The 20,398-nt window shown below is 62.2% G+C and carries 19 protein-coding genes; 12 read left to right on the forward strand and 7 right to left on the reverse strand.

What is annotated here, in order from left to right; all coding sequences use genetic code 11:
- Positions 1–149: 149 nt before the first annotated feature.
- The 3 genes from NGM68_RS12340 to NGM68_RS12350 all read left to right on the forward strand — a co-directional run bounded on the left by NGM68_RS12340 (position 150) and on the right by NGM68_RS12350 (position 3,600).
- Positions 150–503 (forward strand): hypothetical protein, encoded by a 354-nt coding sequence (locus tag NGM68_RS12340; RefSeq protein ID WP_252698537.1) that lies wholly within the window; start codon positions 150–152, stop codon positions 501–503.
- A 350-nt stretch (positions 504–853) separates the two neighbouring features.
- Positions 854–1,339, forward strand: coding sequence for a helix-turn-helix transcriptional regulator (locus NGM68_RS12345; protein ID WP_252698539.1), 486 nt, complete (start codon positions 854–856; stop codon positions 1,337–1,339).
- A 389-nt stretch (positions 1,340–1,728) separates the two neighbouring features.
- Positions 1,729–3,600, forward strand: coding sequence for a DUF7282 domain-containing protein (locus NGM68_RS12350; protein ID WP_252698541.1), 1,872 nt, complete (start codon positions 1,729–1,731; stop codon positions 3,598–3,600).
- A 172-nt stretch (positions 3,601–3,772) separates the two neighbouring features.
- On the opposite strand, the gene NGM68_RS12355 is transcribed toward NGM68_RS12350, so the two are convergent.
- From NGM68_RS12355 to NGM68_RS12365, 3 genes are all read right to left on the reverse strand, one after another.
- Complete coding sequence (locus NGM68_RS12355; RefSeq protein ID WP_252698542.1) at positions 3,773–5,086, reverse strand: DUF1616 domain-containing protein; 1,314 nt, start codon at positions 5,084–5,086, stop codon at positions 3,773–3,775.
- A 509-nt stretch (positions 5,087–5,595) separates the two neighbouring features.
- A complete protein-coding gene (locus NGM68_RS12360) occupies positions 5,596–5,871 on the reverse strand; it encodes a PadR family transcriptional regulator (protein ID WP_252698543.1) in 276 nt (91 codons plus the stop codon).
- Between the two features lie 181 nt (positions 5,872–6,052).
- Entirely contained in the window at positions 6,053–6,433 is a 381-nt protein-coding gene (locus tag NGM68_RS12365; RefSeq protein ID WP_252698544.1) for a winged helix-turn-helix domain-containing protein, read from the reverse strand.
- Positions 6,434–6,915: 482 nt separating this feature from the next.
- Here NGM68_RS12365 and NGM68_RS12370 point away from each other — a divergent pair, with 482 nt between their 5' ends.
- Together NGM68_RS12370 and NGM68_RS12375 are read left to right on the forward strand one after the other, a co-directional pair.
- Positions 6,916–7,107 (forward strand): DUF7563 family protein, encoded by a 192-nt coding sequence (locus NGM68_RS12370; RefSeq protein WP_252698545.1) that lies wholly within the window; start codon positions 6,916–6,918, stop codon positions 7,105–7,107.
- Between the two features lie 213 nt (positions 7,108–7,320).
- Positions 7,321–7,824: a DUF7344 domain-containing protein gene (locus NGM68_RS12375; protein ID WP_252698546.1), complete on the forward strand. Its 504-nt coding sequence runs from the start codon at positions 7,321–7,323 to the stop codon at positions 7,822–7,824.
- A 120-nt stretch (positions 7,825–7,944) separates the two neighbouring features.
- Here NGM68_RS12375 and NGM68_RS12380 read toward each other — a convergent pair whose 3' ends face one another.
- Positions 7,945–8,478, reverse strand: coding sequence for a DUF7344 domain-containing protein (locus tag NGM68_RS12380; protein ID WP_252698547.1), 534 nt, complete (start codon positions 8,476–8,478; stop codon positions 7,945–7,947).
- Positions 8,479–8,885: 407 nt separating this feature from the next.
- Between NGM68_RS12380 and NGM68_RS12385 the strand changes: the two genes are divergently transcribed.
- From NGM68_RS12385 to NGM68_RS12405, 5 genes are all read left to right on the forward strand, one after another.
- Positions 8,886–9,482: an acyltransferase gene (locus NGM68_RS12385; protein ID WP_252698548.1), complete on the forward strand. Its 597-nt coding sequence runs from the start codon at positions 8,886–8,888 to the stop codon at positions 9,480–9,482.
- A complete protein-coding gene (locus NGM68_RS12390; RefSeq protein ID WP_252698549.1) occupies positions 9,479–10,588 on the forward strand; it encodes a DegT/DnrJ/EryC1/StrS family aminotransferase in 1,110 nt (369 codons plus the stop codon). The genes NGM68_RS12385 and NGM68_RS12390 overlap by 4 nt, the downstream gene beginning before the upstream one ends.
- Positions 10,585–11,577, forward strand: coding sequence for a Gfo/Idh/MocA family protein (locus NGM68_RS12395; RefSeq protein WP_252698550.1), 993 nt, complete (start codon positions 10,585–10,587; stop codon positions 11,575–11,577). Before NGM68_RS12390 ends, NGM68_RS12395 begins: the two co-directional genes overlap by 4 nt.
- On the forward strand, positions 11,574–13,040 hold the full coding sequence (locus tag NGM68_RS12400) for a nucleotide sugar dehydrogenase (protein ID WP_252698551.1): 1,467 nt from the start codon (positions 11,574–11,576) through the stop codon (positions 13,038–13,040). Before NGM68_RS12395 ends, NGM68_RS12400 begins: the two co-directional genes overlap by 4 nt.
- A 357-nt stretch (positions 13,041–13,397) precedes the next feature.
- Positions 13,398–15,011, forward strand: coding sequence for an alkaline phosphatase family protein (locus tag NGM68_RS12405; protein ID WP_252698552.1), 1,614 nt, complete (start codon positions 13,398–13,400; stop codon positions 15,009–15,011).
- Here the strand turns inward: NGM68_RS12405 and NGM68_RS12410 are convergent.
- Positions 15,002–15,754, reverse strand: coding sequence for an Lrp/AsnC family transcriptional regulator (locus NGM68_RS12410; protein WP_252698553.1), 753 nt, complete (start codon positions 15,752–15,754; stop codon positions 15,002–15,004). The two genes, NGM68_RS12405 and NGM68_RS12410, sit on opposite strands and share 10 nt — an antisense overlap.
- Before the next feature lie 148 nt (positions 15,755–15,902).
- Complete coding sequence (locus tag NGM68_RS12415; protein WP_252698554.1) at positions 15,903–16,100, reverse strand: hypothetical protein; 198 nt, start codon at positions 16,098–16,100, stop codon at positions 15,903–15,905.
- Positions 16,101–16,483: 383 nt separating this feature from the next.
- Between NGM68_RS12415 and NGM68_RS12420 the strand changes: the two genes are divergently transcribed.
- Positions 16,484–17,449 carry a glycosyltransferase gene (locus tag NGM68_RS12420; protein WP_252698555.1) on the forward strand — a complete coding sequence of 322 codons (966 nt, stop codon included), beginning with the start codon at positions 16,484–16,486 and terminating at the stop codon, positions 17,447–17,449.
- A gap of 77 nt (positions 17,450–17,526) precedes the next feature.
- On the opposite strand, the gene NGM68_RS12425 is transcribed toward NGM68_RS12420, so the two are convergent.
- Positions 17,527–18,462: a polysaccharide deacetylase family protein gene (locus tag NGM68_RS12425; protein WP_252698556.1), complete on the reverse strand. Its 936-nt coding sequence runs from the start codon at positions 18,460–18,462 to the stop codon at positions 17,527–17,529.
- Between the two features lie 310 nt (positions 18,463–18,772).
- On the opposite strand from NGM68_RS12425, the gene NGM68_RS12430 reads away from it, so the two are divergent.
- Entirely contained in the window at positions 18,773–20,368 is a 1,596-nt protein-coding gene (locus NGM68_RS12430) for an alkaline phosphatase family protein (protein ID WP_252698557.1), read from the forward strand.
- Positions 20,369–20,398 lie beyond the last annotated feature (30 nt).

Below are 20,398 nucleotides of genomic sequence, written 5' to 3' on the forward strand. Positions count from 1 at the left end.
CTCACTCTCGACATGAACTGGTTATCGGTGGGCTGCCTGCTCGAGACGAAGTCAGCCCACCGTTGAAACGTTCCCGAAGGGAGAGGAGTCAGGCACGTGATTCTGTAGGCCGGCGATAACTAACCCGCTGTCTCGGTATAGTGACCGGTATGATATCCAGCATCATCGTATTCGTCGTCAGCTTGCTGATCGGTGCCCTCGGCATCTACGTCGGCGCTCGCATCATTGTCGATACGGAAGACTACACATACGCGCTCGTAACTGCCCTCATCGGGGCGGTCGTGTGGGCCGTCGTCGGGTTCTTCCTTGGGTGGATCCCGCTGCTCGGGCCTGCACTCGTCCTCCTCGCGTATCTGGCAGTGATAAACGCACGCTACCCCGGCGGCTGGATACAGGCGGCGGCGATTACCCTCGTCGCCTGGGTAAGCGTCCTCGTCGTCCTCTACGCCCTCGCGTTCCTCGGCGTGACGACGTTCGATGCAGCCGGAGTTCCGGGCGTCTAATAGTGTGGTCACGTACCGCCGATCGGTGACCGGAGATGGGCGACCGGCGGTGCATCGTCTCCCCATCCCCTATGATGAGTCGGTGATTTTGACATTCACGCGACCGGTACGTTCCAGTTCCTCGTTCTCGCCACCTCGAGCGTGGGCCACACCCGTACTCTCGGCCGACGCCGTTCGAACCGATCACCGGATCGAAACTTACGTCGCTCGAGACTGTCGCCTAATACAATATCACTTGTGTACTTATAAAAACTACTTTGGCAGCGCGTGTCGTTGGGTGTTGACGTACGTTCCATAGCCACTATCTTCCCAACGCCACGCCGACCAAAACCACCCTATCCGATCGAATAATGCCACTCACACACCTACCAATCAGACACGTTTTACCGGCACTGGATCGGTTCACAGTCTACCTCGAACCGCCACTGCTCGTGCTCACGCAGTTGCAAAGCCAGGGCCAGAGCGACGAACTGTCACACGTCGCTGCCGTGTTCGGTATCCTGGTGTTGGGACTTCTGGGTGGCGTTCTCTTTCTTCGGAACCGGCTAGCAGAGTCGAGTCCGACACAGCGGTCACACGAACCCCCGACAGAGTCGCTTCTTACCGACCGCGAGCGGGTGTGCTCGCTCATCGAACAAAACGGCGGCCGGATGAAGCAGTCAGCGATCGTCGACTCCGTCGACTGGTCGAAGGCGAAGGTGAGTCGTCTGCTGGCGGAGCTGGAAGACGACGACGAGATTACGAAGCTTCGACTCGGGCGGGAGAACCTCGTGTGTATCCGCGGGAACGAACCCTCACTCTCACAGTCGAGTGAGCCACCCAGTGACGTCCACTGATAGGGAATCCTGTACCAATGTACCGCCGATCACCTATCCGGGATCGATGATCAAGGGTGCGTGACGACACCGATCTCTAAAGCGGTCGGAAAGCGATTTGTACCGACAGCGAGCCCGTTTCGGTTAGTGTGGTGACACGACCAGTGTCCCTGCAGGTCAGCACGTCGCTACGTGGCAGCCCCTATCGCTAATGAGGGGTTTCGACGTCGCTTGCTCGTTGAATCCGCCACTATGAGAGTCAGTTTGGAATTACCCCTCGAAAGCGTAGAGTCGGTTTATACGAGCTTTCGACGACCCTCAAACGCCGTAACGGCACGAGAGACATGAGCTTACAGAAACAACTAGTCGTTGTGCTCGTCGCCTTGATGGTGCTATTCAGTGGTATCGCCATGGTGGCGGGTGCCACGGCAGCATCGGCGTCGAGTACAGCCGTACAGGACGACACGGACGAGGAGGAGGACGCACAGCCGTCTGCGAGCGTCACATTGAGTGACCAGACGACGGACGGGAACGCTGTCGTCGTCGACGAAGTGACCATGGACGAAGGTGGCTTCGTGACGATACACGACAGCACCTTGCTCGAGGGGAACGTCATCGGGAGCGTAGTCGGCGTCTCTGCGTACCTCGAAGCTGGTACTCACGAGAACGTCGAGGTCACCCTCGATGAGTCACTCGAGGAGGACGAAACCCTGATCGCGATGCCGCATCAGGACACGAACGACAACCAGGAGTACGACTTCGTCGAGACTGAGGGTCAGGAAGATGGCCCGTACCTCACCGAGGAAGGTGAGCCGGTGACCGACGACGCACAGGTGACCCTCGAGGTCGAGGAGCCGGTTGAGGAAGACGAAGAAGAGCCAGAGGAGGCTCCTGAGGAAGACGAAGAGGAGCCGGTTGAAGAAGACGAGGAGGAACCGACTGACGAAGACGTCGTCATGGAGCCTGATCACGACGCCGTCGAAGACGGTGTTGCGATCGTGGGTCCGATGTCGGTGACTATCGAACAATTCACGGTCGAACAATTCACGATCGAGAACGCCAACATCTCTGTCTTCGTCCTCGATGAGGACGGTGAGTATGAAGAGGTCGATGAGGTAGACGAAGAAGAAGACGATGTTGACGAGGTAGACGAGGAAGAAGACTACGCTGACGAGGAAGAAGACGACGTTGACGAAGTCGATGAGGAAGAAGACTACGCTGATGAGGAAGAAGACGACGTTGACGAAGTCGATGAGGAAGAAGACTACGCTGATGAGGAAGAAGACGACGTTGACGAAGTCGATGAGGAAGAAGACTACGCTGATGAGGAAGAAGACGACGTTGACGAAGTCGATGAGGAAGAAGACTACGCTGACGAGGAAGAGGAGGACGTTGACGAGGAAGAAGATGTCGATGAAGTAGATGAACAAGAGGTGACCATCGAACAACTCACGATCGAATCCCTCACCATCGAGCACGTCGAGATCCACGTCTTCGTTCTCGATGACGACTTTGACCTCGATCGACTCGAGGAGATCATGAGTGACGAAGCCATTGATGATGTCGACGAAGAGGAGGACGTTGACGACGTAGATGAGGAAGAGGAGGACGTTGACGAGGTCGACGAGGAAGAAGACTACGCTGACGAGGAAGAAGACGACGTTGACGAGGTTGACGAAGAGGAAGAGGACGTTGACGACGAAGACGAGGTCGAAGATGACGTTGACGAGGTAGACGAAGAAGAAGACGCCGATGAGGTTGACGAAGAGGAAGAGGACGTTGACGACGAAGACGAGGTCGAAGATGACGAACTCGAGTCCTTCACCGTCGAAAACCTCGAGGCACCGGAGAACGCGGCGGTCGGTGACACGATCATGGTCAACGCGACCATCTCGAACCCGAACGATGAGGAAGCCACCCAGGACGTGCAGTTTCGACTCGAGGGTGACCTCGTCGAGTCACAGTCGATGACGCTCGACGCGGGTGCCAGCGAAACCGTCGAATTCGAAATCGACACCACAGACGTTCCGGCCGGTGAGTACGTCCACATGATCCTGACGGACGCGTTCGGTGAGGTCGACTTCATCGAGCTGACGGACGAGATGGAGGATGACGAAACCGATGACGACGAGGTAGACGACGAAGAAACGGATGACGAAGAAACCGATGAGGACGAGATAGACGACGACGAGACAACGGATGAAGAAGACACGGACGATGACGATACCGACACGGACAACACGTCCGACCGAGTCGCCATCGTCCTGAGCGGACTGGTCTGATTCGGTTTCTCGAGCAGTATTTTTCCTGCAGTATCCGCGAACCAGTCGATGTGAACCTGTGAAACGCTATTTCTCGACCGGTCAGTGATTCCGAAAATCAACAGGGTGTTCTACGAGTGCTTCCCCGAGCGGTGAGTGACCGGCGTTTCCTACTGGGTTGGGTTACGGGTTTCTAATCGTCGCTGTCGTCGGTGTCATCTGCATCGTCGCTGTCGTCGCTGTCATCGGTGTCATCCGCATCGTCGGTGTCGTCGCTGTCGTCGCTGTCATCATCATCGTCGGTGTCGTCGCTGTCATCATCATCGTCGCTGTCGTCACTGTCGTCATCATCGGACACAGTATCGTCACTATCATCGTCATCCGCCGTGTCCGTATCGTCGTCAGTACCAGCGCTATCGTCGTCACCATCGACACTATCGTCATCCGTTTCATCGCCTCCTTCCTCACCCGGTTCATCCGTCGAGTCCGAGTCCGCACTACCCGGCGCGTCCGGCGGCGTCTCTATCGTGACCCAGAAGTACGTGTACTCCATGGCGTCCTCCATCGACGGGGTGGCAGGTGCGTCGTCTTCGAACAACATGACGGCAATACGGACGGTCTCACCGTCCTCTGAAACCGGCGTCACCGTTCGCTCGGCGGTGATCTGCCCGGCGTCCGTCGACCGGCTGATCACCGTCACCTCCCGATGGGTAATCCGCTCGACGACCTCGCCATCTTCGACCACCTGCTCTTGCATCACGAGCGTATACTCCATCTCCTGGCCTTCGTTGTTGTGGATCTGGAACGTGATTGGAATCTCGCTTCCCGGAGCGACCGTCGATGGCATATCCGCGACGAGTTCGTCGTCGTCGTGGGCCGTATAAATCCCAAGCTGGGTGAACCCGCCGGCGGCCATCGGCGCTGCGAACGCGTACAGGAGCATCCCGATGGCGGCGATAACCGTAATCGCCAGCACAACCGCCGAGGCCCGGGTCGTCCCAGTTCCGACGGCGTGGGAGAGACGATTTCTGAACGCAGTCAGCGAAACGGAGAACCGATCGGACTCGGGCACTCTGAGTCGCCGAATCACGCCAAGCTGGGCCAGTACGAGCGTCACGAGCGCGAGTGCGCCGACGACCGACCCTATCTCGAGTCCCCACTCTGTCAGCGGGAGCACGAGGACGATCATCGGGACGATGGCGATGGACAGGCCGAGGCCCAGGGCGACGCGTTCGACGACGTCAATCCCGCCGGGGCGGTTTTCGCTCATCGACTGCGAGCCGACGGCTCGTGCCCGGGCTGCGACCGGAAAGAGCACGGAGACGAGCGCGTAGCCGGGGAGGAAGGCGACGAATGCGAGCGCCGCGACCAGTCGAATGTTGCTGCCGGACGGCAGGGTTATCACGAGCCAGTAAGCGACGACGGCTGTGAGCGAAACGATCGCGAGGTCGCTTGGGTACCGAAACACCGCGTCGACGGTATTCTGTGTCCTGGTGGTGAGACTCATCGTTGCCTCGGGTGTGGAAGTCTGTTACGAACGCCGGACATACTCGAATCAGTGAAGCGCTTGTTCCAGTCGGGCTTTGTTATGGACGGATTACCGTCGGGACGGTCGTTCGATCGACCGAAAGACGCTCTTCTGGCCCGTCTGACGACCCGTTCCAGAACAAGTGCAGCCGTGACGGTGGTCGCTGGAAGGATCCTCGCTGTAATAGATTCGTCACGAATCGATGCTGTGTGGCTGTATACTGACGCTTCTCGAGGCTCAGGTTCGTGGTGTCTACGCCGCCTCAGGTGCATGGTATCTTCGCCGCGCCAGATCGTGGTGTCTTCGCCGAGGTAGCCGTGCAATCCGTAATCTCGCATCCAAAACTAGTGACGGGTGGCCAACCGAATGAAGTGGACGGCTGGCAGACTGGATGATGTGAGCGGATGGGGCGACTGAAATGACCGGGAGGGCTCTCGAGCAGTAGCGCCGACCAGGTGGTCGATCGTCGTCGGTGTTTCGGGAACTCGTCAGGCGTTAACGTACTGACTTTCCCACTCCCGGCGCTCGTGGATCTGATCGACCCCCGCGTCGGTAATCGCGTAATAGTTCGTCCGTCGATCGAGCTGCCCTTTCTCGACGAGTTCCTTGTTGACGAGGGTGTCCAGGTTCGGATACAGGCGTCCGTGATTGATCTCGGAGCTGTAATACTGTTCGACTTCCTCTTTGACTGTCTGGCCAGACGGTCGATCCGCGCCGGCGATTACGTACAGCAGGTCACGCTGAAACCCGGTCAAGTCATGCATTGCTCAATCACATTGACCGTTCCGTTGAGTGGATATTTGTTATCCGCATCATACAGATTCGGCAGGCTGCCGTTCACGACATCGGACGTGACCGTTTCGCAGCTATGAGCGGCTTACTCTCGATGAAACAGTGTGTATCGTGACGTTCGCAGGGACGGTCGTTCGGCCTCGATCCGCTCAGCTACTGATCGCTTGGACACGATGGTTCGATCAGCGCTCTTGTCTCGACGCTCGAGTCGCTGTGGGCTGCGGAGACGGCGATCCCGTCGGAGCCGATCTCGACGTGAAGGTGGTCGATCGTCGCTTCGTATGCCGTAGTGTGCGAGCCGTTTTTCTCGAATCGGATGCACTCAGCGAGCAGTTCGCTTTCGAGGAGGTTGTTGATTCGTCGATAGACCGTCGCCGACGAACAGTCTGCTTTCTCGGTGAGTTCTTTGGCCGTCCGTGGCCCCTCGCTCGTTGCTATGAGGATCGTCCGTGCACACTCGTCGCCGAGGACGTTGAGCTGTGTTGCTGGGTTGACTGCCGATTCCGCCGCCGTATTGTTTGCGTGAGTAGACATTGGTTGCATCACCGTGTTGGCTCCCTGATCGACACATCAGGGGATGTACCGATGGTCAACCACCGACACTGCTAGACCATCAGCACCTTCCTGTGTTCTAACTCGTAAGGGGTAGTGGTATTTTATAACGAACTACCTTATCCGGTATAGGCTGGGATTTCATTTTCGAAACCTTGGATTTCTTTACGGAAAGTTAGGCTTTCATACGACGGTAGGGTGTGTTTTCTCGATGAATTCCAGCCAAATCGGGAACATTCCGCGAGAGGATTGTCTGTATATAGGGCCCGTAATCGGGCGAAAACGTGTACAGAGGTCGTTCAACCGGGAGAAAACCCCGTGTTAACCCGGTGATTACGGAGTCACCCACCTGAACGGTCGTCCGCTTTTATTCGGATCTGAGAACGCTCGTTGTACGTTGCTCGGTGGCGCCGCGCCACTCGAGTATCGATCTCACCCCCATCTCGATCCCACGCCCCACTGCCATGACATCAACCCGACTCACCTGGACGCCGAAGGAATCGTCGACGACTGGAACACGCTGTAAAAACTGTGGAACACACGTAACACAGCAGTTCGCTCGAGTATTCGGTGACAACGGTGACGTTGTCCACGGGTGCCCGTCGTGTACGACGTACCGAGAGATGCAATCCGGCGGACATCTCCCGTCGCGCTAATACGCAGTATTGACACGTCGTTCGTCACGAAATCGTACTTTTCCAAACGTGAACTCACGACGTGAAGCGATCGACCCACACTAGTTGAATTTACCCCAATCTGACACTATATTTTACATCAGATTGAAGAGTGTTGTAGTCGAAGGCCGTAGCAATACGATGGTAGGTGGTGGAATGTGTGCGAACGGAACCAGTCGTTGGAGCACCTGAGTAATGTCCGTACAGGAGCGCCGAACGGAGACTCTCGCGGAAAGTGAGGTCTTTCACATCCTCGGAAACGACCGGCGGCGAGCAATCGTCCAGTTGCTCGCCGATCAGCCGGGTCAGCTAGACGTCTCTGACGTTGCCTCGGAGATCGCCGAAATGGAGTCCGACGCCGGCTCCGTCCCGAACAATCTCTATAAGAGCGTCTACGTCTCTCTGCAGCAGACGCATCTCCCGCAACTCGAGGAGGACGGCGTCATCGCGTACGATTCGACGGCGAAAACGATCGAACCTGGTGTCCACTTCGAGGACGTGTACCGATACGTCGACGGTGCCCACACCGAGTACAGCCCCGTCCTGGTGAGTCACCTATCGCTGTGCGTGCTCGGTCTGCTGGTTATCGCGCTCACCGGACTCTCGTTGCCCGTAGTGTCGAGCATCGATCCAGTGCTCTCGAGCGTACTCATCCTGCTCGCAATCGGTGCGAGCAGTCTGTATCGGCTCCTGGGTTGATGCGATTTGCTGTACCTTTTTACCGGGTATTCCCCTACCGGGTCGGCAATACGCGGTAAGAGACTGCAGCAGATCGTATGAGGCGAGCGGTTGAAAAGCGAACGACGGACTGTTGGACTCTTATCGCCGAGAGAGAAATGCCAGCGAGTGCCCCGGCCGCTGGGTGGTGTGATGAAGGAGTGCGAGAACGAACACGAGGAGACACACTCCCAGGACGACGAGGGGGCCGATGGTCGGCGACATCGAGCCCACGGAAAACGAGGCGAGGGTGAACACGATCGCCCCGGCCACCGACAAGGAGGCGTAGTACCAGTGCCAGGGTCGCTGATTCTGGAGGTCGCGATCCAGATATGGTTCGAACGTCTCCTCGTTTGGGACGAGTTCGATCCGGTGGGCGTCTGGATCCCAGTTGACGATGCCGTGATCCTCGAGCATCGGGAGGTGGGTTTGATACAGGGAGATGTAGACCCGGCGGCGCTGGGCTCGCGTGACGTCGTCCGTGCTGATCTCGTTTTCCCAGGCGGCAACCTGTTCGACCAGTGGCGCGAGGTCGCAGGTTCCCTGCTGGCGCTTGAGGTACTGTACGGTCTGTCGTCGTCTGGCGTTGCTGAACACGTCGAACAGCTCCGCCTGTGAAAGCGTGCCGTCGGTCATAGTCCTCGAGGCCCTCGAACGGCGGGAGTCCGATCCCAGGTGTACAACGTCATCGAAATGCTCACGAGGCCTACTCCAACCGAGTGTCACTTTACTATCTCGCGTCTACCCCGTCGAAATCGCCATATACCGGTCGGATACGGTGAGTAACACGACAGTCGACACCTTCGATCGGACGCGAGTCAAAAACCGCGTTCCGCGCTCGAGTCCGTGCGTCCTGGCCGTGTTCGCAACCTCCCGTCGTGACCCCGTAGTCGGGTACTACTCACCCCTCAGGTCGGGGATAACAAAGCCCGGTTGCCCGAAGTACCTACGTGATTACCCGAACGGGTACTGATCTCCATGTACAGCAACGTATTCCATCGACGAGACCACGGTGACGTATCGACCGCTCGAGGTGACCGACGATGACGAGGGCCGAGCGTCCATTTGAAACGGGCGAAAACTGCACTATCGACGACGAGGCGACGATTGGCTACGGTGTCGACGCCGGGCGTACCCCGCCGCTGATCGGACACAATGCGACCATCAGACACGGATCGATCATCTACGGTGACGTCGTCATCGGCGACGACTTCGTGACCGGCCACGACGTCCTCGTCCGCGAGGAGACAACGATCGGCCACGACGTCCTCATCGGGACGAAGTCGATCGTCGACGGGCGTACCGACATCGGCTCGCACGTGAGTATTCAGTCGGCCGTCTACGTCCCGACCGACACGACGATCGGATCTAACGTCTTCGTCGGCCCCGGTGCCGTCCTGACGAACGACCAGTATCCGATCCGAACCGAGAGCGGTCTCGAGGGGCCGACGATCGAGGATGGTGCCTCCATCGGCGCGAACGCGACGTTGCTCCCCGGGGTCACGATCGGCGAAAACGCGTTCGTCGCCGCGGGTGCGCTCATTACTGAGGACGTTCCACCAGACACGCTCGCCGTCGGTGCACCGGCCGAACCACGACCACTCCCGGCACCCCTCGAGGGGCCAAACCAGCTAGGATGACCGAGATAACTATCGCCGATCCCGACCTCGGCTCGGCCGCATACGATCGGGTACACTCGGTTCTCGAGAGTGGACAGCTCGCCGACGGGCCGGAAGTTCGTCGGTTCGAACGGGAGTTCGCCCGGTACTGCGGGGCCGATCACGGCGTCGCGACGACCAACGGGACGACCGCGCTGGTGACGGCGCTCAACGCCCTCGGCGTCGAGGACGGTGACGCCGTCGTGACGACGAGCTTTTCGTTCGTCGCGAGCGCGAACGCGATTCGATTGGCGGGGGCGACGCCGCTGTTCGCCGATATCGATCCCGAGACGTACACGATCGATCCAGACGACGTCGCCCGGATCGTGCGCAACCGGCCCGACGTGGTTGGCATCCTCCCGGTACACCTCTACGGGTTGCCCGCGTCGATGGATCGGCTGCTCGAAGTGGCCGACGATCACGACCTCTTCGTTCTCGAGGACGCCTGCCAGGCCCACGGTGCTGCAATCGACGGCAGGCCGGTCGGGAGCCTCGGAGACGCGGCCTGCTTCTCGTTTTACCCGACGAAGAACATGACGACGGGCGAAGGCGGGATGATCACGACGACCCGGGAGGACGTTGCCCAGGCTGCGGCGGGGTATATCAACCACGGCCGTGACGTGACCGGCGACCGCGGCTACGACCACATCGCACTCGGGCAGAACCACCGGATGACGAGCCTGGCGGCCGCCATCGGGCGCACTCAGCTCGAGCGCCTCCCCACGTTTACTGCAGCCAGACAGAACAACGCGGCTGCCTACGACGAAGGGCTGGCCGACCTGCCGGTTACCACACCGACCGTCCCTGACGGCATGGAACACGTTTACCATCAGTACACGGTCGGGGTGGACGACCGCGACTCGCTCGCGACGTGGCTCGAGAATCGAGGGATCGGCACGGGCGTCTACTACCCGACGCCGATCCACCGCCAGCCGGCGTACGAAACGGTGAGCACGGCTGCGGCAACGCTCCCACACGCCGAGCGGGCGGCCGACCACGTACTGTCGCTCCCGGTACACCCGAACATCGATGCGGACGACCGAGAGACGGTTCTCGAGGCGATTGCTGCTTACTACGACGGACAATGACACGGGATACGACGACTTCATCGACGGAACCGATCCGTGCCGGCGTCATCGGCGTCGGCGCAATGGGCGAGAATCACGCACGCATCTACGGCGAACTCAGGGGTGTCGACCTCGTCGGCGTCACCGACCTCGACGAGGCACTCGCCGAGTCGGTCGCGAGCCGCTACGACACCGCGGCGGTGCCCATGGACGACCTGCTCGCGACCTGCGACGTCGTCACTGTCGCCGTCCCGACTCAGGCCCACTACGAGACGGTGTCGACCTGTCTCGAGGCCGGGGTTCACGTGCTCGTCGAGAAACCGATCGCGGAGACGCTCGATGAGGGACGAGCGCTGATACGAACGGCCGAGGACGCCGGTCTCATCTTGCAGGTCGGACACATCGAGCGGTTCAATCCGGCCGTCGAGACCGTCGCCGCGGTGATCGAGGAGCTAGACGTAATCGCCGTCGAGGCCGAACGACTCGGGCCGCCGGTCGACCGCACGACGACCGACGACGTCGTCTCCGATCTGATGATTCACGACATCGACGTGGTCGGGTCACTGCTTGAGGATACGCCGACGGTTGTGTCGGCGATGAGTACCGACGACGGCCAGTACGCGACGACGACCATGCTGTCCGACGGCGTCATCGTCTCGTTGACGGCGAGTCGTCGAACGCAGAAGAAGGTTCGTCGACTCACGATCACCGCCAGCGAGTGTCTCGTCGAGGTCGATTACCTCCAGCAGTCGGTGTTGATCCACCGCGACTCCTACCCCGAGTACGTGACCGACGAGGGAACCAACCGCCACCGTCACGAGAGCGTCGTCGAACGGCCTCGCGTCGAGAACGGCGAACCACTCAAGCGGGAACTCGAGGCGTTCGTCGACGCGGTCAGAACCGGCTCGGAACCGCCCGTAACCGGGGAGGACGGACTGGCCGCCCTCGAGACCGTCGAACGCATCGAACGGCTGTGTGCCGATTCCGATCGGGAGGTGATCGCCCGATGAGCAGGGAGCCGATGGGGCTGTACGGCTACGGGGGAACCGAGTCGGCCCAACGGCGGGCGCTGACGCGCGGGGAGGTTCCCGTCGCCGTCTACGGCCTCGGGAAGATGGGGCTCCCCCTCGCGGGCGTGTTCGCCGAGGTGACCGGCGCGGTGACGGGTGTCGACATCGACCCCGCGGTCGTCGACGCGGTGAACGCCGGTGAGAGCCACGTCGGCGGCGAACCCGGTCTCGAGGAACTGCTGGCCGACCAGGTCGCTCGCGGGCGTCTCGAGGCGACGACCGACGGCGCGAGCGCGGCGACGAACGCGCGAATCCACGTCATCATCGTGCCGACGCTGATCACGCCCGACGATCAGCCCGACCTGTCGACGATCGAATCCGTCGTTGCGGACGTCGCTGGCGGCCTCTCGAAGGGCGATCTCGTCATCGTCGAATCGACCCTTCCCCCGGGCACCTGTCGGGACGTCATCGCCCCGCATCTCGCCGCCGAAAGCGGTCTCGAGCCCGGTTCCTTCGGCGTCGCCTTCTGTCCCGAACGGACGGCCTCCGGCTCCGCGCTGCGGGACATTCGCGGGCAGTACCCGAAGGTCGTCGGCGGCGTCGACGACGAGAGCGGGCGCGCGGCGGCGCTCGTGTACGACGAACTCTCGAGCAACGCCGTTCACCTGGTCTCGGACGCGACGACGGCCGAGGCGGTGAAGGTGTTCGAGGGGGTCTACCGAGACGTCAACATCGCGCTGTCGAACCAGCTGGCCGGCACCGCGCCCGAACTCGGAGTCTCGGTTCGCGAGGTGATCGAGACGGCCAACCACATTCCGATGTGTCACCTCCACGATCCGGGGCCGGGCGTCGGCGGCCACTGCATTCCGTACTACCCGCACTTCCTGCTCTCGCAGGTGGAGACGCCGCTCGAGATGGTCGAACTCGGCCGGCGGGTCAACCGCGAGATGCCTGCCAGAACGGTGACGATGCTCGAGGACGCGCTCACGGCGCTGACCCGATCCGGGCGTGACGATGGCGACGTGCTCGAGGACGCCGCCGTGCTCGTTCTCGGCTTCACCTACCGGCCGGGCGTCGAGGAGACCAGGGCCTCACCCGCGATCGATATCGTCGAGACGCTCCGCGAGCGGGGTGCGGACGTCTGGGGCTGTGACCCGCTGGTCGACCCGGCCGACTTCGGCGCCCAGGCGATCGACGTCGACGACCTCGCGTCGGGGCCGACGTTCGACGCGGCGATCCTCGTGACGCCTCAGTCCGACTTCGAGCGGATTCCGTGGGCCACCTTCGAGCCGATGGTCGTCCTCGACGGCCGGGACGTCCTCGCGCTCGAGGAGACCGACCACCGCGTCGTCACCCTGGGCGGCGCTCGCGGCAACCGGCCGACGGTCATCGACGGCGACGTGCTGGCCGAAACCGGGACGTCGACGATCGGTCGGCCGGCGGCGTTCGATGCGTCCCGGTAGTGACAGTGCCACAGCGACGGAACGACGGTGTCGCCCTCGAGTGAGCACCGACATACCGCCATCCTCGAGTGGTGCACCGAGATACCGTCATCCTCGAGCGGGCACCGGGATACCGTCATCCTCAGATGAGGGTCAGATACCAGTAGCTGGTCGGTACGGCCTGCTTCTCGTTTGACAGGCACTCGCTACTCGAGCGGCCGCTCGAGTATTCGTCTCCGACCGTCTCGAAGCCGATCAATAACGAAACGCTCGGTACTGGTCACCCCGAGTGATGACCGACTGCTCGGGCTCGGGACAACCCACCCGCGACGACGTGACTGGTCGATCGAGTCGGTACCGGCCGCGACGGTGGCACCGATGACCGTCGTCGTCTTCGCGTTCGAGGGGCTCGACGAGGCGTCTCTCGAGCGGTTTGCACCCGACGTGCCGACGATCGCCGACCTTCGCGAGCGTGGGGTCTCGGGAACGCTCGAGCCGACGGTACCGGCGACGCCCGCCAGCGTGTGGACGTCGGTCGTGACGGGTACGGATCCGAGCTATCACGGGATTTTCGACGAGACGACCGCCGAGGGCTATCCCGGTGCCGGCCGTCCCGTCTCCGCTATCGACGTTCGTCGGCCCACGCTGTGGGACTACCTGACCGGCGAGGGGGCCAACACGATCGTCTGTGGGTTGCCGCTGACCGATCCGCCGGGGCCGATGAACGGCGTCGTCGTCCCGGGACGCACGGCCGGCGACTCGAGCGCTGTCGCGCTTCCGGTCGCCGATCCGGCGGACGACGAATCACCACCTCCCTTCCAGGAATCGAGACGGGGAACGATACCGAACGCCTCCGACACCGGCTTACCCGCGGGCCGCCCGTGGACGGTCGCCGACCTCGAGGGGCCGGCCGAACTACCGTCGCTCATCGACGCCAGACGCCGCTTGAGCGTCGACCTCCTCGACACCGAACCGTGGGAACTGGCCATCGTCCACGTCCCGGTGGCCGATCCATCGGGAAGACTGCCCGACGGAACGACTGATACGAGTCGGGCGATTTACCGCGCTGCCGACCGCCTCGTCGCGTCCGTCCTCGAGACCGTTCCGGACGAGACAACGGTCGTCGGCTGTTCGCCGTTGGGTGCGCCCCAACCGGTCGAGTACCGCGTGCACGTCAACGAACTGCTCGCAGCAAACGGGTTGCTCGAGCGCGAGCCGAAACGCGGGTCGGGGACTGGATCCGGCCTGGTGCCATCGCTCGAGTCACTCCTCGCGACCGCCTCGAGCGCGTTCAGTCGGGCCACGAGCGCGTTCAGTCGGATCTCGAGAATGTTCGGGCGGGCCTCGATGCACCACCATCGGAACGACGAGGACTGGACGTCGGCGTACCAGTGGGGTCGTTCCCTGGCGTTCTGTCCGAGTGCGAGCGGTGCGGGCGTTCGCCTCAACGTGGCCGGCCGCGAACGGTACGGCCGGGTCGTCAACTCCGCCTACGAGGAGACGAGAGCGGCCGTTCTCGAGGCGTTGCGCGACTGTCGTGACCCGGACGGCAATCCGGCGTTTGAGTTCGCCTGCAACCGCGAGCATCTGTACGATGGCCCGTTCGTCCGGGAGGCTCCGGACGTGATCTGTTCGACGGCCAGGACGGCGTGTACGCTCGCTCCGGAACCCGGCAGGCGGTCGTTTACCCCAGCAGCGGGTGCCACCCAGCCCGGCCCGGGAACGTTCTTCGCGGCCGGGCCAGCGATTCGAGAGAACGGGAACGCCAACGAGAACGGCCCGCTGACCGCCGCCGACATCGCGCCGCTGGTGATCGCAGCACTCGGTCGTCCCGTCCCAACGTTGATGACGGGTTCGGTTCCCGAGGAGGTGGTTCGTGGCGCCATCGGGTATGGCACGTACACGACGGTCGCCCACGGGACGGTACTGACCGACCCAACGTTCGACGATGCGCTGCTGGGGGATCACCTCGAGGAGTTCGACTACCGGTGAGCCGTGCCCGTCTGAAACGCCGCGAGCGCTTCGTCGGTCACGCCCTCGCGTGAGAGCAGCGTGAGCAGGTCGTCCGCCCGGATGACGGACTCACCGCGCGGCGTCAACACGGCGTCGTCGCGTTCGATCGCGATCACGAGGACGTCGTCTGCCAGCACGCCTTCCCGGCCGGCGCGCTCGAGAGAGAGTCCGGTGATCGGTGCCTCCTCGTCGACGGTCACCTCGATGATCTCCGCCCCGCCGGTGAGGCTGATGTAATCGGAGAGTGGTTTCGGCGTTTCGTCGTCCGGGCCGAACGGGCGATACGCCTGGAAGTGTTCGGTCTGTAGCAGGTCTTCGTCCTCGATGTCGATCCCGAGGGTGGCGATTTCACGGGCGATCCGCCGGAGATCCTGGGTGTCGGTGCCGACAGCGAGGACGTGAAGGTTGCGCCGGCCGGTCATCAACTCGCGGACGTTGATGACGCCGGGAATCAGCCGAACCTGGTGAGCGAGGCGCTCGCGGTCTTCGACCGGCGCGTTACAGAGATACAGGTTGCGCAGTCGACCGTCCCCCCGCTCGAAATCGACGACTGCGTGGTAGCCCTCGATCACGCCGGCGTCCTCGAGCTGGCCGATGCGGTTGCGGATCGTCGCTGGCGAGACGCCGACCTCGTCGGCGATCATCGGGGCCGACGTCGTGCGCGCGTCCTCCATCAGGGCGTGGATGATGCGCTTGTTGACCTCGTCGAGGCGGATGTCCATGGTGGTGCCTTCTCAGAACGGATACTCGAGCCTTTCGCTCGCCGGCCGATCAGTTGGGGTTCGATTCATCGGGAACGTTGTACCAATGAACCGCCTATCGCCGACCCCTTGGCGGGCGATCGGCGGCACCTGAATACGACGATTCCTCTCAGTCGACGGGATACTCGACGATCTCGTCGTGATCACAGCACGGACAGACGACCGTCTCCGGGGTGACCGTCGTACCGCAGTTTCGACACTCATAGACGTGCGACGACGTCTCCGCGGTGGACTGATTCGTCGGTGTGTCGGGCGAGCGGGTATTGGTTCCCGACAGGAGATCGGTGACGAGATCGGAGAGGGCCATGTATGGTCTCGTCCTCGGCTTCAATACTAGTCCGTATAAGTATTTCGTCGAATATCGTCACGAGTTATATATACTCGAGTCGTGGATCAACAACGACGGGGTCATCAGATACGGTATCCGTGACTGTGGTCGCGAACCCGGGACGACGATCGGTGGTTCGTCGGAGGGATACGAGTTCCGTTCGATGCGCCCGCCCGTGGTCGGCTGCCGTTTTGCCATTCGGGGAATCGAGTGCCAACGGATGGACGGTGGTTCGGTCACGCCATGACGTCTCGCCGTCGACCGGTTGGTCGCCGCTGCTCTCGAGTGGACTCACTGCTATCGGTCAGGACGCGTCGAAAGGGATCCTTAACAAAGCCGACAGCCGGCGGCCGTGCACTCGAATGAACGTTCTCACCCTGACGAACGCGGCGGATGCGCCGTTTATGACCCAACAGATGGCCGCGCTCGAGCGCCGCGGTGTTCGCTTCGAGACGCGATGTGTCGCCGGGGACGTCTCCGCCGACTCGCCGAGTGAGTCCCGGGGACTGCGCGAGTACCTCTCCTTTTTTCGAACGGTGCGCCAGGAGGTCGACGGCGGCTACGACCTGATTCACGCCCACTACGGGCTGACGGCACCGATGGCACTCGCTCAGCGACAGGTTCCGGTCGTCCTGTCGCTGTGGGGGTCGGACGTTCACGGCCCCGTCGCACCGATCAGCCGAACCTGTGCGCCTTTCTGTGACGCCGTGATCGTCATGTCCCCCGAAATGCAGAATGCGCTCGGGCGCGACTGTCGCGTCATTCCCGACGGGGTCGACCTCGAGTTGTTCACTCCCGGAGCCCAGTCGCTCGCCCGCGACCGCGTCGGCTGGCCGGACGAGACGTACAACGTTCTATTCCCGTACGCTCCGGATCGCGCCGTGAAAAACTATCCGCGGGCCGAACGAATCGTCGACGCCGTCGACGGTACGCTCGACCGGCCGGTCGCCCTGCAAACGGTTTCCGGGGTCGATCACGCCGATATGCGCCACTACATGAACGCCGCCGACGCCCTCCTGTTGACTTCCCACAGCGAGGGGTCGCCCAACGCCGTCAAGGAGGCGATGGCCTGTAACTGCCCCGTGGTCGCCACCGACGTGGGTGACGTTCGAGAACGCCTCGCGGACGTCTCGCCCTCGTGTGTCGCTGCCAGCGACGAGACGCTGATCGACGGCCTGGCGCAAGTACTCGAGTCGGGCACGCGCTCGAACGGGCGCGACGCCGCTCGGGAGGTCAGTCTCGAGCGAACGACCGACGCGATCCTCGAGGTCTACGGGGACGTGACGGGACTCGAACGACCAGCGAAACGACCGGTAGCATCGCCGTAGCTACTCGCTACGATAACTATAGTGTATGGATTCGAATAATATAGTTTTGGCCGAGCAAGCGATATTCGTCAAATCGTTTACGTCGGCGAGGAGGTCGCCTCGAGGCCGGGGTCAGCAGCCAGTACCCGATCGGCGACGTCGCCCATCGTTTCGACGACCAGATCGGTTTCCCGGCGGCGACGGTCGAGGTGCTCGAGGATCGCCCTGATCCGCTGGTCGTCGCGTTCGGTCACCAGGTTGTTCGGATGCAGCCAGAGGTGACAGAGTCGACCGTCGTCGGCGACGACCGCCTGGTCGATCGCACGGCAGGCGGTGACGACCATCGGATCGGCCCAGACGGTCTCGACGGTTCGGCGGGCGGTTCCCTCGAAACCGAACAGAAACAGCGAGGCCGGGACGTTAAGCAGACCGTACTCGTCGACGTGGGGCTCGACGAGCACCGAGCGATCGAACAGCCCCGTCTCGAACACCGACCGGAACCCTTCTGGCGTCGACGTCCGACCCCGGTAGGCGGTCATCCCGGACGCCGCCAGCGCTTCTCGGTGCCCGACCTCGTTGCGGGGATAGACGAACGACGAACACTCGAGTCCCCAGTCATCGGCTAGCTCGAGCGCCCGTTCGAACTCGGCGGACGCGATCTCGGACGTCGTCTCCGAGGAGTCGAACAGCACGTGAGAGAACGAGTGGCTGGCGAACTCGTGATCGACCGGCGACTCGATGATCGACTCGACGAGATCGGGGCCGAACCGGAGATCCGGTCGATCGCGCCAGTCGGTTCGCTCGCGCTCGAACCAGCCCGCCGGTGCCGGGTGGTCGGCGTGAGTGCCGTCGCAATCCTCGAGCATGAGGTGGCCGACGACAGCCCAGGTCGCCGGGACGTCGTAGGTTTCGAACAGCCCGCGGAGGGCGTTCCAGCCACGACGGCCGCTTTCGAGCCGATCCGTGGGTGGATTCTCGAGGTCGTGAAAGCCCCAGCCGAGTTCGGCGTCGACGGAGATGACGACGCTACCCACGACGGTCACCTCCCGTGTCTCTCATAGCGACACTTGCAGTAATCGCTCCCATATCCCGTGCATGACCACGAGTCGGTTTTGTTATGGAGCACCTGCAGCATCGGTCGGGTTACTCGAGGGTGGCGATTCGGCGTCTCTGCAGGGGGCACGGCACGACTGACGGTTTCCGGCACTACACCTCTCGGTGACCCTCTCACCCCTCCGACAGTGTCCCGTTCGTGGCCGTTTCCGACCTGCAGTCGCTGGATAACAAAGGCAACGCTGGGCTATGTGACCGGTAACAGGCGTTGCTAACGCCTCGATCATCATCATGAGCGGATCTATCACCCCACCGGCATCCGAGCGAGCGTTCGTTCTCGGACTCGATGGCGTACCGTGGCATCTCATTGACCGCTGGAGCGACGACGGCACCCTGGAGAACTTCGCTCGGCTTCGATCGGAGGGGGCAACCGGGCCGCTCGACAGCACTCGTCCGGCGACGACGCCGTTGGCCTGGCCCTCGATCGCGACCGGCGTCTGGCCCGATAAACACGGGATTTATGGCTTTCAGAAGCTCTCCTCGTCGTACTCCCACCGGATGTACACGAGCCAGGACTGCACACAGCCCCCGCTGTGGGAGCAACTCGAGCCAGCAGTCGTCGGAAACGTGCCGATGACCTACCCGGCGACCGAAATCGACGGCGAACTCGTGACGGGGATGATGACGCCCTCGACCGACCAGAAGTTCACCCACCCGCCCGACCTGGCCGACGAGATCGAGGAGGCGATACCCGACTACGAGATCAGCCTCAACTACCCCGAGTACGCCGATCGGCTGGAGGACTTCGAGGATGCCGTCGCCGATATTCTGGACAAACGACGGCGGCTCATGCGCCTCCTGATGGACAAGCGCGAGGACTGGGAGCTGTTCTTCTTCGTTTACACCGCTCCGGATCGCTTCCAGCATCTCATCTGGGACGAGGATCGGATTCTCGAGCACTACCGCGATCTCGACGACATCCTGGGCGAGGTGATGGACTACACCGACGAACACGACGCCGACCTCTACGTGGTCTCCGACCACGGCTTCGGTCCGATCGATCGGCTGGCCTACCCGAACCACTTCCTCGAGAGGGAGGGGTACCTGTTCCAGACCGAGGACGATGGAACCCGCGGGGCGCTCGCGAGCCTCGGCATCTCGCGTGAGCGGGTAACCAGCGCGCTCAGTCGGGTGGGCATCTCCGAGGAATTCTTGGTGTCGGCGCTGCCGCGACAGCTGGTCGACTCCGTCGCGTCCCAGATCCCCGGCCAGCACGCCCTCTACGACGTCGACTACGAGCAAACGGTCGCGTTCGTTCACGACGCTGGCAACCTCTACATCAACGACACCGACCGGTTCGATCACGGTGTCGTCTCGCCCCGGGAAATCGACTCGCTCAAGACCGAACTCACCGACTTCTTCGAGTCGATCACCGACGAGTCGGGCGAACGCGTGTTCGTCGTCTACGACGGCGAGGATCTGTTCCCGACGGATTCGAACGCGCCGAACCTGATCGTCAACGGCGCGGGCACCTACGAGGGCCGCAACGCGATCACCGACGAACCGTTCGGCGACCCTACCCCGACCGCCGCGAGCCATCGCCCCGAAGGGATCATGCTCTGTCGCGGCCCCTCGATCGAACCGGGGGCGACTCTGCGGGGCGCTCGCGTGGTGGACGTCGCACCGACGCTCCTCCACGGGATCGGCAAGCCGGTGCCCACGAACGCCGACGGACGCGTGCTGTTCGATGCGTTTCGTCCGGACGCCGAGCCGACCGGCACGAAGGTCGAGCGCAAAAACGTCACCAGCGATCGCAACCGGACGGACGTCGACGACGACTTCTCCGGCGTCGAAGACCGATTGAAAGGGCTTGGTTACATGGAGTGACTGTCCGGTAACGCGACCGTTACCCGGTTG

Origin of the sequence: Natronosalvus vescus (assembly GCF_023973145.1) — an archaeon.
Classification (GTDB): Archaea; Halobacteriota; Halobacteria; order Halobacteriales; family Natrialbaceae; genus Natronosalvus; species Natronosalvus vescus.

What these genes read in the sequence shown, in the direction of transcription:
- NGM68_RS12340 (WP_252698537.1), top strand. Translation starts at nt 150, where the DNA reads ATGATATCCAGCATCATCGTATTCGTCGTCAGCTTGCTGATCGGTGCC.
- NGM68_RS12345 (WP_252698539.1), top strand. Translation starts at nt 854, where the DNA reads ATGCCACTCACACACCTACCAATCAGACACGTTTTACCGGCACTGGAT.
- NGM68_RS12350 (WP_252698541.1), top strand. Translation starts at nt 1,729, where the DNA reads ATGGTGGCGGGTGCCACGGCAGCATCGGCGTCGAGTACAGCCGTACAG.
- NGM68_RS12355 (WP_252698542.1), bottom strand. Translation starts at nt 5,086, where the DNA reads ATGAGTCTCACCACCAGGACACAGAATACCGTCGACGCGGTGTTTCGG.
- NGM68_RS12360 (WP_252698543.1), bottom strand. Translation starts at nt 5,871, where the DNA reads ATGCATGACTTGACCGGGTTTCAGCGTGACCTGCTGTACGTAATCGCC.
- NGM68_RS12365 (WP_252698544.1), bottom strand. Translation starts at nt 6,433, where the DNA reads ATGTCTACTCACGCAAACAATACGGCGGCGGAATCGGCAGTCAACCCA.
- NGM68_RS12370 (WP_252698545.1), top strand. Translation starts at nt 6,916, where the DNA reads ATGACATCAACCCGACTCACCTGGACGCCGAAGGAATCGTCGACGACT.
- NGM68_RS12375 (WP_252698546.1), top strand. Translation starts at nt 7,321, where the DNA reads ATGTCCGTACAGGAGCGCCGAACGGAGACTCTCGCGGAAAGTGAGGTC.
- NGM68_RS12380 (WP_252698547.1), bottom strand. Translation starts at nt 8,478, where the DNA reads ATGACCGACGGCACGCTTTCACAGGCGGAGCTGTTCGACGTGTTCAGC.
- NGM68_RS12385 (WP_252698548.1), top strand. Translation starts at nt 8,886, where the DNA reads ATGACGAGGGCCGAGCGTCCATTTGAAACGGGCGAAAACTGCACTATC.
- NGM68_RS12390 (WP_252698549.1), top strand. Translation starts at nt 9,479, where the DNA reads ATGACCGAGATAACTATCGCCGATCCCGACCTCGGCTCGGCCGCATAC.
- NGM68_RS12395 (WP_252698550.1), top strand. Translation starts at nt 10,585, where the DNA reads ATGACACGGGATACGACGACTTCATCGACGGAACCGATCCGTGCCGGC.
- NGM68_RS12400 (WP_252698551.1), top strand. Translation starts at nt 11,574, where the DNA reads ATGAGCAGGGAGCCGATGGGGCTGTACGGCTACGGGGGAACCGAGTCG.
- NGM68_RS12405 (WP_252698552.1), top strand. Translation starts at nt 13,398, where the DNA reads ATGACCGTCGTCGTCTTCGCGTTCGAGGGGCTCGACGAGGCGTCTCTC.
- NGM68_RS12410 (WP_252698553.1), bottom strand. Translation starts at nt 15,754, where the DNA reads ATGGACATCCGCCTCGACGAGGTCAACAAGCGCATCATCCACGCCCTG.
- NGM68_RS12415 (WP_252698554.1), bottom strand. Translation starts at nt 16,100, where the DNA reads ATGGCCCTCTCCGATCTCGTCACCGATCTCCTGTCGGGAACCAATACC.
- NGM68_RS12420 (WP_252698555.1), top strand. Translation starts at nt 16,484, where the DNA reads ATGAACGTTCTCACCCTGACGAACGCGGCGGATGCGCCGTTTATGACC.
- NGM68_RS12430 (WP_252698557.1), top strand. Translation starts at nt 18,773, where the DNA reads ATGAGCGGATCTATCACCCCACCGGCATCCGAGCGAGCGTTCGTTCTC.